Annotated in this window: 15 protein-coding genes; 8 read left to right on the forward strand and 7 right to left on the reverse strand. The window is 48.4% G+C overall.

Features of this window, described 5'->3' with window-relative positions:
• The first annotated feature begins 79 nt into the window (after positions 1-79).
• Positions 80-901, forward strand: a complete 822-nt coding sequence (locus QGP82_RS18895; protein WP_163666544.1) for a lysophospholipid acyltransferase family protein — start codon at positions 80-82, stop codon at positions 899-901.
• A gap of 40 nt (positions 902-941) precedes the next feature.
• Here the strand turns inward: QGP82_RS18895 and QGP82_RS18900 are convergent, their stop codons facing one another.
• Complete coding sequence (locus QGP82_RS18900; RefSeq protein ID WP_499060674.1) at positions 942-1,931, reverse strand: hypothetical protein; 990 nt, start codon at positions 1,929-1,931, stop codon at positions 942-944.
• A 298-nt stretch (positions 1,932-2,229) separates the two neighbouring features.
• On the opposite strand from QGP82_RS18900, the gene QGP82_RS18905 reads away from it, so the two are divergent.
• The 3 genes from QGP82_RS18905 to QGP82_RS18915 all read left to right on the forward strand — a co-directional run bounded on the left by QGP82_RS18905 (position 2,230) and on the right by QGP82_RS18915 (position 5,909).
• Positions 2,230-3,687, forward strand: coding sequence for a protein kinase domain-containing protein (locus tag QGP82_RS18905; RefSeq protein WP_499060675.1), 1,458 nt, complete (start codon positions 2,230-2,232; stop codon positions 3,685-3,687).
• A gap of 238 nt (positions 3,688-3,925) precedes the next feature.
• Positions 3,926-4,240, forward strand: a complete 315-nt coding sequence (locus QGP82_RS18910; RefSeq protein ID WP_490793344.1) for a DUF4212 domain-containing protein — start codon at positions 3,926-3,928, stop codon at positions 4,238-4,240.
• Positions 4,230-5,909: a sodium:solute symporter family protein gene (locus tag QGP82_RS18915; RefSeq protein ID WP_163666537.1), complete on the forward strand. Its 1,680-nt coding sequence runs from the start codon at positions 4,230-4,232 to the stop codon at positions 5,907-5,909. Before QGP82_RS18910 ends, QGP82_RS18915 begins: the two co-directional genes overlap by 11 nt.
• A gap of 188 nt (positions 5,910-6,097) precedes the next feature.
• Here the strand turns inward: QGP82_RS18915 and QGP82_RS18920 are convergent, their stop codons facing one another.
• A complete protein-coding gene (locus QGP82_RS18920; protein ID WP_499060676.1) occupies positions 6,098-7,174 on the reverse strand; it encodes a formylglycine-generating enzyme family protein in 1,077 nt (358 codons plus the stop codon).
• 150 nt (positions 7,175-7,324) lie between these two features.
• Positions 7,325-9,079, reverse strand: a complete 1,755-nt coding sequence (locus QGP82_RS18925) for an ABC transporter ATP-binding protein (protein WP_499060677.1) — start codon at positions 9,077-9,079, stop codon at positions 7,325-7,327.
• Positions 9,080-9,179: 100 nt separating this feature from the next.
• Between QGP82_RS18925 and rdgB the strand changes: the two genes are divergently transcribed.
• Entirely contained in the window at positions 9,180-9,758 is a 579-nt protein-coding gene (gene rdgB / locus QGP82_RS18930; RefSeq protein WP_499060678.1) for an RdgB/HAM1 family non-canonical purine NTP pyrophosphatase, read from the forward strand.
• A gap of 87 nt (positions 9,759-9,845) precedes the next feature.
• A complete protein-coding gene (locus tag QGP82_RS18935; protein WP_163702727.1) occupies positions 9,846-10,631 on the forward strand; it encodes a Uma2 family endonuclease in 786 nt (261 codons plus the stop codon).
• Positions 10,632-10,723: 92 nt separating this feature from the next.
• On the opposite strand, the gene QGP82_RS18940 is transcribed toward QGP82_RS18935, so the two are convergent.
• Positions 10,724-10,846, reverse strand: a complete 123-nt coding sequence (locus tag QGP82_RS18940; protein WP_006516626.1) for a photosystem II protein Y — start codon at positions 10,844-10,846, stop codon at positions 10,724-10,726.
• Positions 10,847-11,129: 283 nt separating this feature from the next.
• On the opposite strand from QGP82_RS18940, the gene QGP82_RS18945 reads away from it, so the two are divergent.
• Complete coding sequence (locus QGP82_RS18945; RefSeq protein WP_499060679.1) at positions 11,130-11,876, forward strand: SDR family NAD(P)-dependent oxidoreductase; 747 nt, start codon at positions 11,130-11,132, stop codon at positions 11,874-11,876.
• A gap of 82 nt (positions 11,877-11,958) precedes the next feature.
• On the opposite strand, the gene QGP82_RS18950 is transcribed toward QGP82_RS18945, so the two are convergent.
• Both QGP82_RS18950 and QGP82_RS18955 read right to left on the reverse strand, forming a co-directional pair.
• Positions 11,959-12,825 (reverse strand): MBL fold metallo-hydrolase, encoded by an 867-nt coding sequence (locus tag QGP82_RS18950; RefSeq protein ID WP_163702728.1) that lies wholly within the window; start codon positions 12,823-12,825, stop codon positions 11,959-11,961.
• A gap of 199 nt (positions 12,826-13,024) precedes the next feature.
• On the reverse strand, positions 13,025-14,194 hold the full coding sequence (locus tag QGP82_RS18955; protein WP_499060680.1) for a DUF58 domain-containing protein: 1,170 nt from the start codon (positions 14,192-14,194) through the stop codon (positions 13,025-13,027).
• 106 nt (positions 14,195-14,300) lie between these two features.
• Here QGP82_RS18955 and QGP82_RS18960 point away from each other — a divergent pair, with 106 nt between their 5' ends.
• On the forward strand, positions 14,301-14,522 hold the full coding sequence (locus tag QGP82_RS18960; RefSeq protein ID WP_348918081.1) for a hypothetical protein: 222 nt from the start codon (positions 14,301-14,303) through the stop codon (positions 14,520-14,522).
• Between the two features lie 40 nt (positions 14,523-14,562).
• Here the strand turns inward: QGP82_RS18960 and QGP82_RS18965 are convergent, their stop codons facing one another.
• Complete coding sequence (locus QGP82_RS18965; RefSeq protein ID WP_499060681.1) at positions 14,563-14,868, reverse strand: Uma2 family endonuclease; 306 nt, start codon at positions 14,866-14,868, stop codon at positions 14,563-14,565.
• Positions 14,869-14,912: the final 44 nt, after the last annotated feature.

A 14,912-nucleotide genomic window follows, 5' to 3' on the forward strand; every position in this document is an offset into this window, starting at 1 on the left:
TTTCCTCATCTATCAAATCTTGATAAGTATGTTGGTAAATCTTCGGTAGGCTGAGGGCTGCCCTAATTAACATGAGTCTATGCCCGGTAGCAGCTATGACATTGAATCAGCGCTGTCAGAACGTGATCCTCAAGTAATCGCATCGTTAATGCCCAAGTGGGAATGGTTTTACAACCATTACTTTCGTACCCGTACCGATGGCTGGCACCATGTACCCAAACAGGCTCTATTTGTTGGCTCTCACAATGGCGGACTGGCGGCCCCTGATCTATTAATGATGATGGTGGACTGGTTTCGCCGCTTTGGTTACGAGCGACCGATGTATGGCCTGATGCATGCCAAAATCTGGCAGGTGAATCCTGATTTGGCAAAGCTGGCTAGTCAATGTGGTGCTGTACCGGCTCAACCTAAGTTTGCGATCGCAGCTCTCCAACGCGGGGCCAGCGTCCTGGTTTTTCCAGGTGGAGCCCAAGACGTCTTTCGTCCCCACCGCGAGCGACACCAAATCCAACTGATGGGACGTACCGGTTTTATCAAACTTGCCCTCAGGGAGCGAGTCCCCATCGTACCGGTGATTTCCACAGGTGCCCACGACACTTTTATAGTTCTGGAAAACTGCTACGAACAAGCCAAATGGCTTAACCAGCAAGGTCTTCTACCCTGGTTTCAAGACATCGACCCAGAAGTTTTTCCAATTTATCTAGGGCTCCCCTGGGGCTTGGCCCTTGGCCCCTTGCCCCATATTCCATGGCCCAACCAAATCCAAACCCGTGTGTGTCCTCCCATTATGTTTGAACGCACAGGTCGTGCCGCTGCCCAGGACAAGGCATATGTTCAAGAATGCTATGGGCAAGTTGTCGACCAAATGCAACAAAATCTTGACCAATTAATTGAAACGTAAGGAGGGCCGACAGCAACTACCCTCCAAAACAAATAAATATCTATTGGCAGTTGCTGGGTGGTAAGGAAGGCCCGGCATTTATACGAGAAAAATCATTGAGTTCCAGGGTAGCGCTAGCGTAATAGCGCTTACCTTCATCACCACGGGTACGACGCACCCGCAGAAATGTAGCCGGTCCCCAAAAAGTAAAGTCTTCGCCCAAGTCACGGGTAACACCATCAAACGGATAGGCTTGCCCGCTCACCGTGTTACCACTAACTCGGCCAGTTACACAGATAGCTTCGCCATCAATGTAACTATAGGACCCAATAATCTCATCGCCTGTCTTGCGAAAAACAAACAGAACGCCACCTCGACTCAGTAACTCCTGCTCAGAATAGGCCCGATCCTCAGCGGCCCCTGAAACATACCGATAATTACCATCAGCAAGGCCAGCAATCGTGTCATAAAACGTCGGGGGTGTAGCAGCAGGGCTACCAGTAGAGCTACCAGTAGCACCACTGGGGGCTGGACTATCCAGATCAGGCAGCTCTGAACGAGATCGAGTACCACTGAGATCAGGTAGTTCTGCCGCAGCGGGCGGGCGGGGCTCAGGACGAGCCACTGGACGAGCAACCGTCTCAGCACGACAAATCAACGTACTATTAACGGGCGCAAACCCTTCTGGATCATCAAATCCAACCAATTCTTGATAGTACGTATCATTGGTTAGCAACAGCTGTCGCACCCGATCAATAGACTGATTTGGGAACACCAATGTTCGCTCTGAGGTAAGAACAGCTTCTACGGGACCAGGAACAAATGTCCCCAATTGCTCATAAGATACTTCGGTTGTCCCCTCAGCTTCCCTTAGGGTGATAAACGTCCGCATTCCCAATGGATTAGGCGCACCTGTACTAGGGTCATAACTGCAAACAATGATGGGACCAGGCTGTGCTTGTAGTGGTTGGTTAATGGCATCTTTACCTATAACAGTTGCAATGGAAGCGAACAATGCTAACGGGAATACATGCTTACAGCGACCAACCATGGAAAATAGCTCTCTATAGACAACGGCTCAAACCAATTTTCCAACCAGAACCGTACCTTGAGTTAAGGCATAACAGACTAATTGGAGACTAAAAGAATTCTATGGGTTAAAGGCCACCTGGTAATGTTCAACGGACAATGTTAGTGAATGCATCCGCGCCATTGCTGATTCAAAGGATAAATCGATCTATAAAACTTGCCACTAGCTCAAATTGGATAGACGTAACCATACCGAGGATCAGCCATGCCCATCCTAAATATAGCCACCTTGCAGACCTAGACAGAAAAGCCTACTCACCATGAAGCTTGCCCATCGTTTTGAAATACTAGAAGTTCTGGATCAAGGTGGCTATGGCATTACCTATCGGGCAATTGACCATCACCAGCCCAGTCACCCCCAATGCGTAATTAAGCAGCTGATCCACACTAGCCCCAAAGTTTTAGGAATGTTGCGCCAAGAGGCCAACACCTTAGAAAAAATAGGTGTACATTCTCGTATTCCGAAGCTCCTGGCTTACTTCGATGAGGGCAATAAGTTCTACATTGCTCAAGAAATGATCCATGGCCATGACCTGCGACAAGAAATCAAGACAAGCAACCGACTAGACGAAAGCTACGTCACAAAATTGTTGAAGGATATTTTGACTGTGCTGGCATTTGTTCATCAGCATCGAACCATTCATCGCGATATTAAGCCAGCCAATTTGATTCGCCAAACCAATAACGGCGACATCTGCCTGATCAATTTTGGGGTGGTCAAAACCCTAAGCAACAGTCAGATCGATCACAACGGCAAGATAACAACCACGGTCAAAGTTGGTACAGCGGGCTATACTTCTCCCGAACAAGCACGGGGTAAACCCTGCTACGCCAGTGATCTCTATTCCGTTGGCATGGTAGTGATTGCGGCACTCACCAACATTCATCCACAACAATTAAATATTCATCCCATCACGCATCAGGTGCAATGGGCTAATGAGACTATTAGTCCAGCCCTTGAAACCTTTATTAAACGACTCATAGAGCCTAATCCCAAAAACCGCTATAAGACTGCGGTCGAAGCTCTCAAAGCGCTTGAAAGAACAATTACAGGCATTCGCGTTGGGCAAGATAGCCGCCTGCCAACCCATGTTGCGGCGGGCGTCTTACCACCGGTAGATGCTAAACCGACAACAAAACCTGTGAAATTAATCCCACCTAAGATTATTTTAAAAGTCATAGGTTTTGTCACAGCAGTTTTGATCGTGCTCGGGTTTGGCGTCAAAGGGTATCAATGGGCCGCCTATAACATCAGTCGAAAATGGGATACTGTGACCGCCGCCCCAAGAGGTTATGATGAAGCCAAACGAGGAGAGTTGGTAGCCCTGCTAGACGACGGCAGCATTCAAGCCAGACCTGATATGGTAGACGCTTTTTGGAGCATGGTGGCTGCGGCCAAAAACGAAGGTGTTGAACTACTTCCTTTAGCAGGATATCTCTCGTTATCTGAACAACGCCGACGGCTTCAAGGGAGAACAGATATAGATGTTAATCAGTGGCTTAAAAAAAGTGATTATCATACTGGGTATGCAGTAGCCATTGGCGACAAAAACGCTGATGAGAGTACTGACTGGGACATTAGTTTTAAGCAGACCGATGCATATCGCTGGCTGAAGCGATATGCAAAAAACTATGGCTTTGAGCTGTCATATCCCCAGGGTAATCCGGCAGGAGAAGATGAACCCTGGCATTGGCGATACAGCAAGGGGCTACAATAAGCGGCTGCAATAGAAATCTCAAGAGATAAGTCAACAGATAAGTCAACCTGTCTGTATAGTTCGCCTTCGAGCGCATAACAGGTATCATAAAACCATCTTGTTGTGTCGTTTATTAGAAATGTTGAAGATTAAATAACCAAAAGTAAATTTGGGACAGGAACCTGCTTAAATCAAGAACACTAGAAAAGATTGGGGCAATTAACCGTTCTTTTCTTAACCAATCTAAAGTTTTCAACGTATGAGAGATCCTGCTCAAAGGCATGCTTATTGGCGTGCCAACATTACCCTTATTCTGGCGCTACTGGCGGTTTGGGGATTTGTATCCCTAATCTGCAGCATTTTGTTGGTAGACATCCTCAATCAGATTCAGTTTTTTGGTCTACCGCTTGGATTCTGGATTGCGCAGCAAGGTTCAATTCTCACCTTTGTGGTGCTGATTTTTGTCTATGCCTATCAGATGGATAAACTCGACAAGCATTATCGAGCTCAACAACTTAATAAACGTCATGCAAGTATTGCTGAGCATGATGTAAGGAGGGAACATGCCAACTGAGGTTTGGACGGGCTTGTTTGTCGCTGCATCATTCCTGATGTATATCTACATCGGATGGCGTTCTCGCGTTCGTGATAGTAAAGGCTTTTATGTGGCTGGGCAAGGTATTCCCGCTCTTGCCAATGGGGCTGCTACTGCCGCTGACTGGATGTCGGCAGCATCGTTTATCTCCATGGCGGGTCTCATCTCGTTTATGGGTTATGACGGTTCGATTTATTTGATGGGTTGGACCGGTGGTTATGTTCTTCTGGCGTTGTTGCTAGCGCCCTATCTGCGGAAGTTTGGCAAGTACACAGTGCCTGATTTTGTGGGTGATCGCTACTATTCCAAATGGGCTCGTCTGGTAGCTGTGGTAGCCGCGATCTTTGTGTCGCTCACATATATCGCGGGCCAAATGAGGGGGGTCGGTATCGTCTTTAGCCGCTTCCTACAGGTGGATGTAAACACAGGCGTGTTTATCGGCATGTTGATTGTCGGCTTTTTTGCTGTTCTGGGTGGCATGAAGGGTATTACGTGGACGCAAGTTGCCCAATACTATGTGCTGATTATTGCCTACATGATTCCGGCGATTGCGATCGCACTCCTCCTCACCGGTAATCCTGTTCCCCAGTTCGCCATGACCTTTGGCGACATCAGCACCAAACTAAACCAAATCCAGGTGGATTTGGGCTTTGCCGAATACACCCAGGCCTTTGCCAACAAATCTATGTTGGATGTGCTGGCCATCACTATTGCCTTAATGGTGGGCACCGCCGGTCTTCCCCATGTAATCGTGCGCTTCTACACAGTTAAGAACGTGCGTTCAGCAAGATTCTCTGCGGGCTGGGCCTTGTTGTTTATTGCCTTGCTTTACACAACAGCACCTGCGTTGTCGATGTTTGCCCGTTATAACCTGGTCAACACATTGCACAATGCCACTGTTGAAGAAGTACAACAGCTGGACTGGGCACAAAAGTGGGAAAACACGGGCCTGTTAGCCTTTAACGACAAAAATCAGGACGGTCGGTTTCAGCTCACTTCTGAGGAAACCAGCAATGAAATCACCATTGATCGCGACATCATTGTGCTCTCCACACCAGAGGTGGCTAAATTAGCACCTTGGGTAATTGCCTTGGTTGCCGCTGGTGGTCTTGCCGCTGCCCTATCAACGGCCTCAGGTTTATTGCTAGTGATTTCTAGCTCCATCGCCCATGATGTCTACTATCGACTGATTAATCCAGAAGCTTCAGAAAAGAAACGGGTGTTTGTAGGTCGTGTGATGGTAGGGTTTGCCCTGGTAATTGCCGGATATTTTGGCATTAATCCGCCTGGCTTTGTCGGTCAGGTGGTAGCCTTTGCCTTTGGCTTAGCCGCAGCCAGCTTCTTCCCCGCGATTATCTTGGGTATTTTTGACAAGCGCACTAACCGTGAAGGTGCGATCTCAGGTATGCTTGTCGGTCTGATTTTCACCTCGTTCTACATTATCGGTGTGAAATTCTTCGGCATGCCCACCTGGTTCTTTAATATCTCCGCTGAGGGTATTGGCACCTTGGGTATGATTCTTAATCTGATAGTGACACTTGTTGTTTCCCGATTGACACCGCCACCACCACTTCACATTCAAGAACTGGTGGAAGATTTGAGATCTCCCGAAGACATTCTTGGAGATGACCCTGCCATAGCTGCATAACCAACACTGTTATGGTCTGCATCTAAAGGGTCCAAAAAGGTTTCTAAGATTTTCTTGGGAACCTTTCTCGCTTTTTAGACATAAGGGTTGAGAACCTTACGCCAAGATCTCCCCATAGATCAGAAACATACAGGATAATAAATTTGACAATAACGACGCAGGTGTTTTGACTCTTTTTTCAGCTTAACCTAGCGTTTAGGCTCACACACCACTCGAAAGCCACAGGAATTGCTACGCCCCACTTGAGTGTTTTTATCACGGGCAGCTGATCGACAGAAGTGCGTATCGTTAAACCATGAGCCACCGCGCATTACCTTAGAAGCAGTCGCATTACCCGACAGCCATTTATTAGCATCGCTTGGAGCACCTTCATAACTCTCGTGATAATCATCGGAACACCATTCATGAACATTGCCATGCATGTTGTATAGGCCAAAAGCATTGGGCCAGAAGCTGTCAGCTTTTACTGGGTTGTTGCGATAGTTCTCTTCATAGTTTTCAGTAAAGGAGAAGTCTGCAAAAAAGTTAGCAATTTCTGTTGTTAAGGCTTCACCAAAAGAGAATGGGGTTGTTGTTCCAGCACGACAGGCGTATTCCCACTCAGCTTCACTGGGTAATCGATAGTTACGCCCCGTCAGCTCACTCAGTTGCTGGCAAAATATATCCGCATCGTCCCAGGTAATCTGCTCTACTGGCAAATCGGCCCCATCTTCGCCTTGATCATCTGTAAAGTACGACGGATTGTTGCCCATGACAGCCTCATACTGTCGCTGGGTAATCACAAAGGCCCCCAGGTAAAAGCTAGGCACCTGGATCGAACGCTGAGGCCCTTCTTGTTCTTCACGTTTAGGCTCGGATGGTGGAGACCCCATTAGAAACTCGCCAGCCGGTATTTGCACCATGCGGAGAGGTAGCACTTTACGCAACTGCCGACGTAGAAGAGGCTCATCAAAGTAATCAACCCTGATAGACGGTTCCGCAGTGATCTGGCCATTCGAATCGACTTGAACTGTCTTCAAGCCTCGGCTTTTTAAAGGTTGTCCCGTAGGTGTGATGGTCGCCGCTGCATTTTTACAGCCTACGGTCACTACAGCCGTTGCGGTTGACACACCTAAGAACTTCAATGCTTTACGCCGTGAGCATTGATACTGAAGACTGCGACTGCTCCAAAAAGGATTATGGCAAATACGACTATCCTGGGTCAGGGCAGCCATGCTAGCCCCGCCTATTTGTTTGATGACCTGGTAACGACGACTGCCTGCCATAACTCCTTAAATAAGGACACCCTTCCCAGTGATCCAATACCAGATAATTCGCTCGTTTTTTCGGCAACACTGAACTAGTGAGGTAAAAAAACCAAAACCCAATGCATTTGTGAAGTTTTACAAATGCATTGTTATCATCACATACTTGGTTTATGTCTGGAACTGCTTGGCATAGAAGCTGGCGTAACGTCCCGATTGCTGTAACAGTTCAGCGTGGTTTCCGGATTCGATAATACGACCTTTTTCCATGACTAGGATGCAATCGCACCGTCTTACGGTCGCCAGTCGATGGGCAATTACAAACACGGTCCGTCCATGCATTAACCTCTCCAATGCTTCCTGCACTAGCGACTCTGACTCTGCATCGAGGGCAGAAGTTGCCTCATCTAGAATTAGAATCTTTGGATCAAATAAAACGGCTCGTGCGATCGCAATTCGCTGCCGCTGCCCCCCTGACAAATTCACGCCCCGTTCCCCCACCCAGGTGTGGTACCCCTGGGAGAACTGGCTAATAAATCCATGGGCATTGGCAACCCGTGCCGCAGCTTCCACCTCTGCCAGATTAAAGTCTTGTTGACCAAAGGCAATATTTTCGGCAATCGTCCCAGAGAACAAAACGTTTTCCTGGGGCACAATCCCAATCTGACGACGCAGACTTTGTAGTGTCACCTGACGCACGTTGATACCATCAAGCAAAATCTCTCCCGTGGCCACATCATAAAAACGCGGCAACAGATTGACTAAAGTAGTTTTGCCGGCCCCTGATAGGCCCACCAAAGCAATAGTTTGGCCAGGTTCTGCAGAAAGGTTCACCGCATCTAACACCGGCTGGTTGGCTTCATAGGCAAAGCTAACATCGCGATAGTCCACTTTCCCTGCAACCGTCGGCAGCGATTTTGCATGGGGCTCATCCTGCACTGAGGGCTTGAACCGCAACAGCTCTAGCACACGGTCTACGGACGCTTCCCCTTGCTTAAACTCATTGAAATTTTGAATCACATGGTTGACCGGATCAATCAGCAGTAACGCATTGATCACATAGGTGCCAAACCCTTCACGGGCCAAATTGCCAAGGCTAATCTGCCAGGTACCGACAAGCAACAAAATCACAATCATGCCGGCATAGAGAAACCCAACAACCGGAAACTGTACTGCCTGCAACCAAGCCACAGAATAGCGGGCATCACGATTGTTGGCGGAGGCCTTAGCAAAGCGATCAATTTCATAGTCTTCAGCTGCAAAGGCTTGAACTAAGCGAATACCGCTAAAAACTTCCGCCACCTGAGAAGAGAGATCGGCAACTTTGTCCTGACTGCGACGGGCAGCGGTCAGCATCTTTTCGCCAAACCAGCCAGATAAGACTGCCAGCAACGGAATCAGGATCAACGCCGTCGCCGTTAGCTGCCAGTTGAGATAGATCATGTAGCCAAACACCACCACCAGCTGTAGCGCAGAGGGCACAAAATCGTGGAATAGCTTGTAGACAACCTCGCCAATGCGATCCACATCTTCGGTCAAGCGATAGGCCAGATCGCCCGTTTTAGTTTGTTCGAAGTAGGTCAGACTGAGGGTTTGCAGATGGCCATAGACACGGGTACGCAGCTGATGGGCAACACGAAATGCAGCTTTCGCCATGAGGGAGTCTTGGCCATACTGAGCCGCTTTTTGGATGAGCAAACCGATCAGGGTAAGCGCAGCAACTTTACCAAAGGCCGCAACTTGTCCCTGCACCAGGGTGGAAATAGCCAGACCACCTAGCTTGGCAAGAATTGGCCAGTAAATGGTGAAAATCAGGGTGCAGATAAAGGCAGGAATTAAGATTGCCTGCTGACGACGAATGTAGGGCAGCAGCTGCCAATAGTTGGGGCGATTATCCAAGGCGTTTTGAACCAATAGGCGTGTCATGGATTACGCTACCAGGTTCCGGGCAGGTACAAGACACCGCCCCTACCGTGGTTAAATACCGTGGTTAAAATGAACGCACATTGGAGACTCGCACATCATTATGCCTACCGTCATCGTCGCTACGGGTAACCCTGGCAAACTCAAAGAAATGCAGGTGTATCTGACACCCCTGGGCTGGGATTTGCAGCTAAAGCCCCAAGAAATTGATGTGGATGAGACAGGGATAACATTTATTGAGAATGCGCGGCTCAAGGCAAGGGAAGTTGCGATCGCAACCAACCAGTGGGCCATTGCCGATGACTCAGGGCTGCAAATTAATGCCTTAAACGGTGCACCAGGTCTCTATTCAGCCCGCTATGGCAAGGATGACCAGGATCGCATTAATCGAGTTTTGCGGGAGTTAAGCGGCAATGAGGACCGTAGTGCTCAGTTTGTCTGTGCCCTGGCCCTCGCCCGCCCCGATGGCACCATCTCCCTCGAAACAGAAGGCATCTGTCCTGGGGAAATTCTGACTGAGCCCAAGGGTAGCAACGGTTTTGGCTACGACCCTATTTTTTACGTCCCGAGCCAGGGTAAAACCTTTGCTGAAATGAGCGACCCACAAAAAGAAACCCACAGCCATCGGGGTGTTGCCTTTGCTCAAATTATGGAGCAGCTGAGGCAATTGCCAATGCCCTAAGCAAACAAGTGAAGTTAGGGGGTCATCAAAAACAAGTACAAATGAACCTACAATATACTGAGGCTAGCGTTTGAATTCCCGAAACCTATGGTTGCCACGTCCACCAAACTGAGCATTCGTTGGGAAAAGCTACCCAAGCATTATGTTCTACCGGATGACCCTGTGGACAATATCAGCCAACCCTTTATTGCCGCTGCGTTGAGTGAAAGTCTTTCTATTGCTGGTCGGATTTCGGAAACAGCCCTGATAACAACCAACTATGGTCTCTGTGCCACAGTCAATGACAAAACCGTAGTCAAAGCTCCTGATTGGGCATTTATTCCCCACATCACCGTACCTAGAGCAGATATCGAACGAAGTTATACCCCATATCTAGAAGGTGATCCGCCCACAGTGGTGATGGAGTTTCTGTCAGCTACCGAGGGAGGTGAATACTCCATTAAAGCCACCTATCCACCGGGTAAATGGTTCTACTATGAGAGCATTCTCAAAGTGCCCTATTACATCATCTTTGAGCCGACCAATGGTAGCCTCGAAGTCTATCGTCTGGATGACGCCAATGGGTATCAACTACAGATGCCTGATAACCAGAATGGCTACTTGATAGAAAATATGGGTCTTTCCCTGGGAGTGTGGGAAGGTATTCGTGAAAATCGTTCAGGTTATTGGCTACGGTGGTGGGATACCCAGGGACAGTTACTGCTTTGGGGCAGCGAGCTATCTGCCCAAGAGCGCCAACGAGCAGAACAGGCTGAGAAAACTCGAAATGCAGCCGTTCTTAAGTTACTATCCATGGGACTAACCACTCAACAAGTAGCTGAAGCGTTGACCCTATCTGAAAAAGCTGTCATTTCAATACAGGCCTCTAATTAACCCTGTGTCAGCATCAATAAAAAGCTGCCTTCTCAGGAGAAGGCAGCTTATATGAGTAATTCGATAACTTTTCGTTACGAAAAGGGCTTTCTTTATTCTTCGCCAAACATGGATTGAATCTGGCCCAGTGCAGCTTGGAAAATGTTAAAACCAGCCCAGCCCGCAGCTAGGGCAATGGGAGCAAGTACAGCTACAACCCGGAAATCAATGTCCATTACCGAACCTCCTGCGGAGAAAAACGTTTTATGTAAATACTTATATATAATATTCTCATAAACTAGGCGCAGTTTGAAGTGGGGATAAGATCTTCGCCGAAGGTTAATGAGTGGTGAAAGGAGCGGGAAATAGGGTTAGCCCCATGGGTGTACATGGCTTTTTATGTAGATAATTTTATTTAGAGCGGGTCGCAAAACCAAACACCTCAAGCATCTCAGGTTTGACAGCGGACGCTTCCGTTCACAACATCAAAAAGGTTCATAAATCATTTCTATAATTACTATGACTAACCGGCCTGTCGCCGCTATTACCGGAGCCTCTAGCGGTATTGGTAGTGCTATTGCCACTCGCCTAGCGGCGGATGGATATGACTTAGCCTTGTGTGCCCGTCGTCAGCAGCGTCTGACAGAACTAGCCGATACGTTATCGCAGCAACATGGGGCCGCAGTGTTAACTCAAAGCGTTGATCTGCGCGATGAATCCCAAATTTTGGCCTGGTTTAGCGCGATCGCAACCCGCTTTAACCACCTCGATGTGCTGATCAACAACGCTGGTCTCGGCTATCAAGAATCCCTCACCAGCGGCAGTACCGAAAAATGGCGCGAAACTCTTGATGTTAACGTTATTGCCCTTTCCATCTGCACCCGCGAAGCCATTAAGCTAATGCAAAACCTTGGCAAAGACCAGGGTCATGTTGTCCACATCAGCTCCATGTCAGGCCATCGAGTTCCCAGCAGCGGCATGTACTCCGCCTCTAAGTTTGCCGTACGTGCCCTCACAGAAGGACTACGTCAGGAGCTCCGAGCAGACGGCAGCGCCATTCGCATCTCATCCATCAGCCCTGGCTTTGTGGAAACCGAGTTTGCCGAAAAATACTCCGGCAGTCAAGAACAAGCTCAACAGGTCTACAATCAATTTCCGGTACTCCAGCCCAATGACATTGCTAATGCCATTGGCTATGTCCTCAGCCAACCCGACCATGTACAGGTCCATGACATCTTGCTAAGGCCGACTCAGCAATCGAGTTAGGGGGCATAGACATCAAAGTCTGATGTGGATCGGTGGATCGGTGAATGGGTAGATGAGTGGATGGGTTTTAGTTGTAAGCGTCTTAGGCTGTTTCCATCCACTCAATACATGTCTGCAACTCGCTTGCCATGTTACTACTGTGGAAGCGACGACCGTGCCCCGGCAGAACCCATTCAAACGAGTAATCGGTCAGGCGCTTCATGGATTTGATTTGCTCATCCCAGGAGTACCAACAATAACGCCGGAAACCGTAGAGGTGCTCCAGGTAAGCCGACCAGGCCAGGTGATCGCCTGTGAACAGAAATTTGTTCTGATACAGCAGTACGGTATGGCCTTTACTGTGGCCAGGGACGGGCATGATGGTGATATCTGGTGCTAGTTGGTAAGGGTCCTGTCCCTTAAGCTGAATTTCGACGGATTGGGTATCGCTGGTGATATCGTCCTGGTGGAGAATGCGATCGCACCCAAAATGCTCCTGAAACTTAGCATGATCCGCCACATCGTCCCGATGGGTGAGATAGAGGTATTGCACCCCACCCATAGCCTCCAATTGTTTTACTAAAGGTGGGGTAAACCGAGGAGAATCAATCAGAACATTTCCCTCAGGCCGTTGAATAAAATAGCTGGCCGCCGCATAGGATTTCTCGGAATGATAGCCACAATGATAAACATTGTCCTCAATTAGATCCGGCAGTTGCTCCTGGGCCTGTTTAATATCCTTGGGTGTAGCCGCCGTCCCAATCGATGCGGTAGGACACGACAACAATGCTTTTAACGCTTGAATCCGCTGCTCTGTAGTTGTCGGTTGAGCATGCACCGCCGACATCTCTCCATCTCGACCAAACACCTCAGGAGCCATCCAGCGGCAGGTATCGCAATCGATACACGTAGTATCAACAAAAAAGTCACCTTCTACATTCTCTGGACGACGAGCTTTAAGCTGAGCCATAACATCACCATTTGTTATAGTTCCAGTTTAGTCAATGCATTAGAAACTGTTTAATATATACAAGAAATTATCAAAGAAAAGAACCTACGAAAGAGACTCTTAGTTGAAAAGAATCTCCAGAAAAGAGCCGCCAGATCTGACATATCAAACTACAATCCATCGTCCATTCGCCTGGGCATATGAGTAATGAAGGCGCTTTTTAAACTGTTGGACTGGCATTCAGATTATTTTGTAATTGCTGTTGTAGATCATCGACAGGATTAATCACCAAGCCAGAAATCTCGCTTTCATTGGGAAGATACTCACTAGAGTGGGCGGCAGTTTTTGATAAAAACAAAACTTCAGCGCTGTTGCGGGGCAATTGTTTACCCGCTTGCGCTGTCAGCCATATGATGGGTGGGGCTGGCAATTTTTGATTACCGACATCGTTTAGTTGAATGCCTGCCAACACCGTCAAAACCGCTGTTGAATCATGCACTAGCCCCGTCCTGGAACTCCAAAACTGAGTCGCCAGACCTTGGCGCTGACCATAGTGATAGAGTGATGCTGCTGCGATTACGGCTCGTTCAAAACTATCAATATCCCATGACTCAGAGGTATCTAAGGCAATAATTAAACTCTGGTGACTGGTTAACACCTCTAGCTCGCGCACCCGCAGTTCTCCGTAGCGGGCACTGGTGCGCCAGTGGATTAATCGAGTGGGGTCACCCCAGCGATAGGGGCGCAGAGCACGAGTGATACCTTCCGTGCCACTGGCATTGATGGCCGTTTTTTGCAGCTGCCGCCGTCCTGTTTCATCGCCCAAGGAGTCGATGACTGGACAACGCTCTAAGGGCAGTATTTGAGGATAGACGACAGCCTTTGCGTGAGCGGCATGCAAACGACTGCACCAGAACAATCCTAAAGGGGCCGCCGTTCGTAGACGGACATCAGGCCAGGTATAAATACCTCGCTTTTCAGTTGGAATTTCGTAACGCCAAGTGTGTTGCGATCGCGCCTGCAAACTGGCAATGGCATGGGTCGGCTGAGACCCTAACTTAGCAGGTACAAGGTCTTGCATCTGGAGCAAACTCTTAGGGGAAGCAGTGGCATTTTTCAGCGTCACCACCATAGCTAGGGCCTCTCCTGCCGAGACAGGACGCGGCATTTGTCGAGCCACAGATAGCCCATGCAACGCTCGCTGCGGCAAAATCGACGACACCGACAATAAGGCAATCATGATGCCACTAATCACATACAGCCAACCTGCCATGGTGTTAGTTGCCGCGCCGAAAAAACATAGCGTAATCCCCAGCAGCACCCAACCACTATAGGCAGGGGTCACCCAGTTGGCTTCCATCCAATGAGATAAACGTTTTAATAAAAACATCAACTATGCTCGAAAAGAACGATTGGCTACCTTTCTGCGCTTCAGGATGCCCTAAGTAATTAGGTTAAACTAATGACACCATAGATGGCTTCTGAGCGATTTAACCATGCCTAATCCCCGCTCTACGCTACACAACGTTACATATCCTGAGTCCGACGGCCAGCCAATAGCGAAAAGTGACGCTACTCGCGATTATTTGTTTTATAGCGTTGAAGCCCTCAGACTTTACTTTAAAAGCCGTGGCAGCGTTTATGTGTCTGGCAATTTATTTGTCTATTACGAAGAAGGAAACCCCAAGGCCGTTATCTCACCTGAGCTGACGCTTTAGCAGAGAAGTTGCGATCGCTCGGCATCGATCCAGATGAGATTTAGGTCCCTGACGCAAATACGGCATCTGTAGTCAAATCCAACTCAGGAAATACCCTAGAAACCAACTTTTCTCCCGCTACAAACCATCGAATTTGGTACTTTTCTGCATGGGGGTTCACTAGACAAGTACGAGGAATCGAATAAGGTAGCTTATTTCGCCGAATTTCAAAATTGAACTCTGCGCTCAAAAAGCCGCCGATATCTTCATGGGGACCGGTTGGCAACATCTCAACCACAACGCCCTCAATCAATTCATACCGATAACCATCGTCTGGATACCAATCCAGGAAAGCCTCAAAATTCATCGGGCTTGCTACCCGCCCCTGAACCATAAGGAACCTTCAACTCG

Origin of the sequence: Leptothoe sp. LEGE 181152, assembly GCF_032906605.1 — a bacterium.
Lineage (GTDB): Bacteria > Cyanobacteriota > Cyanobacteriia > Phormidesmidales > Phormidesmidaceae > Leptothoe > Leptothoe turfae.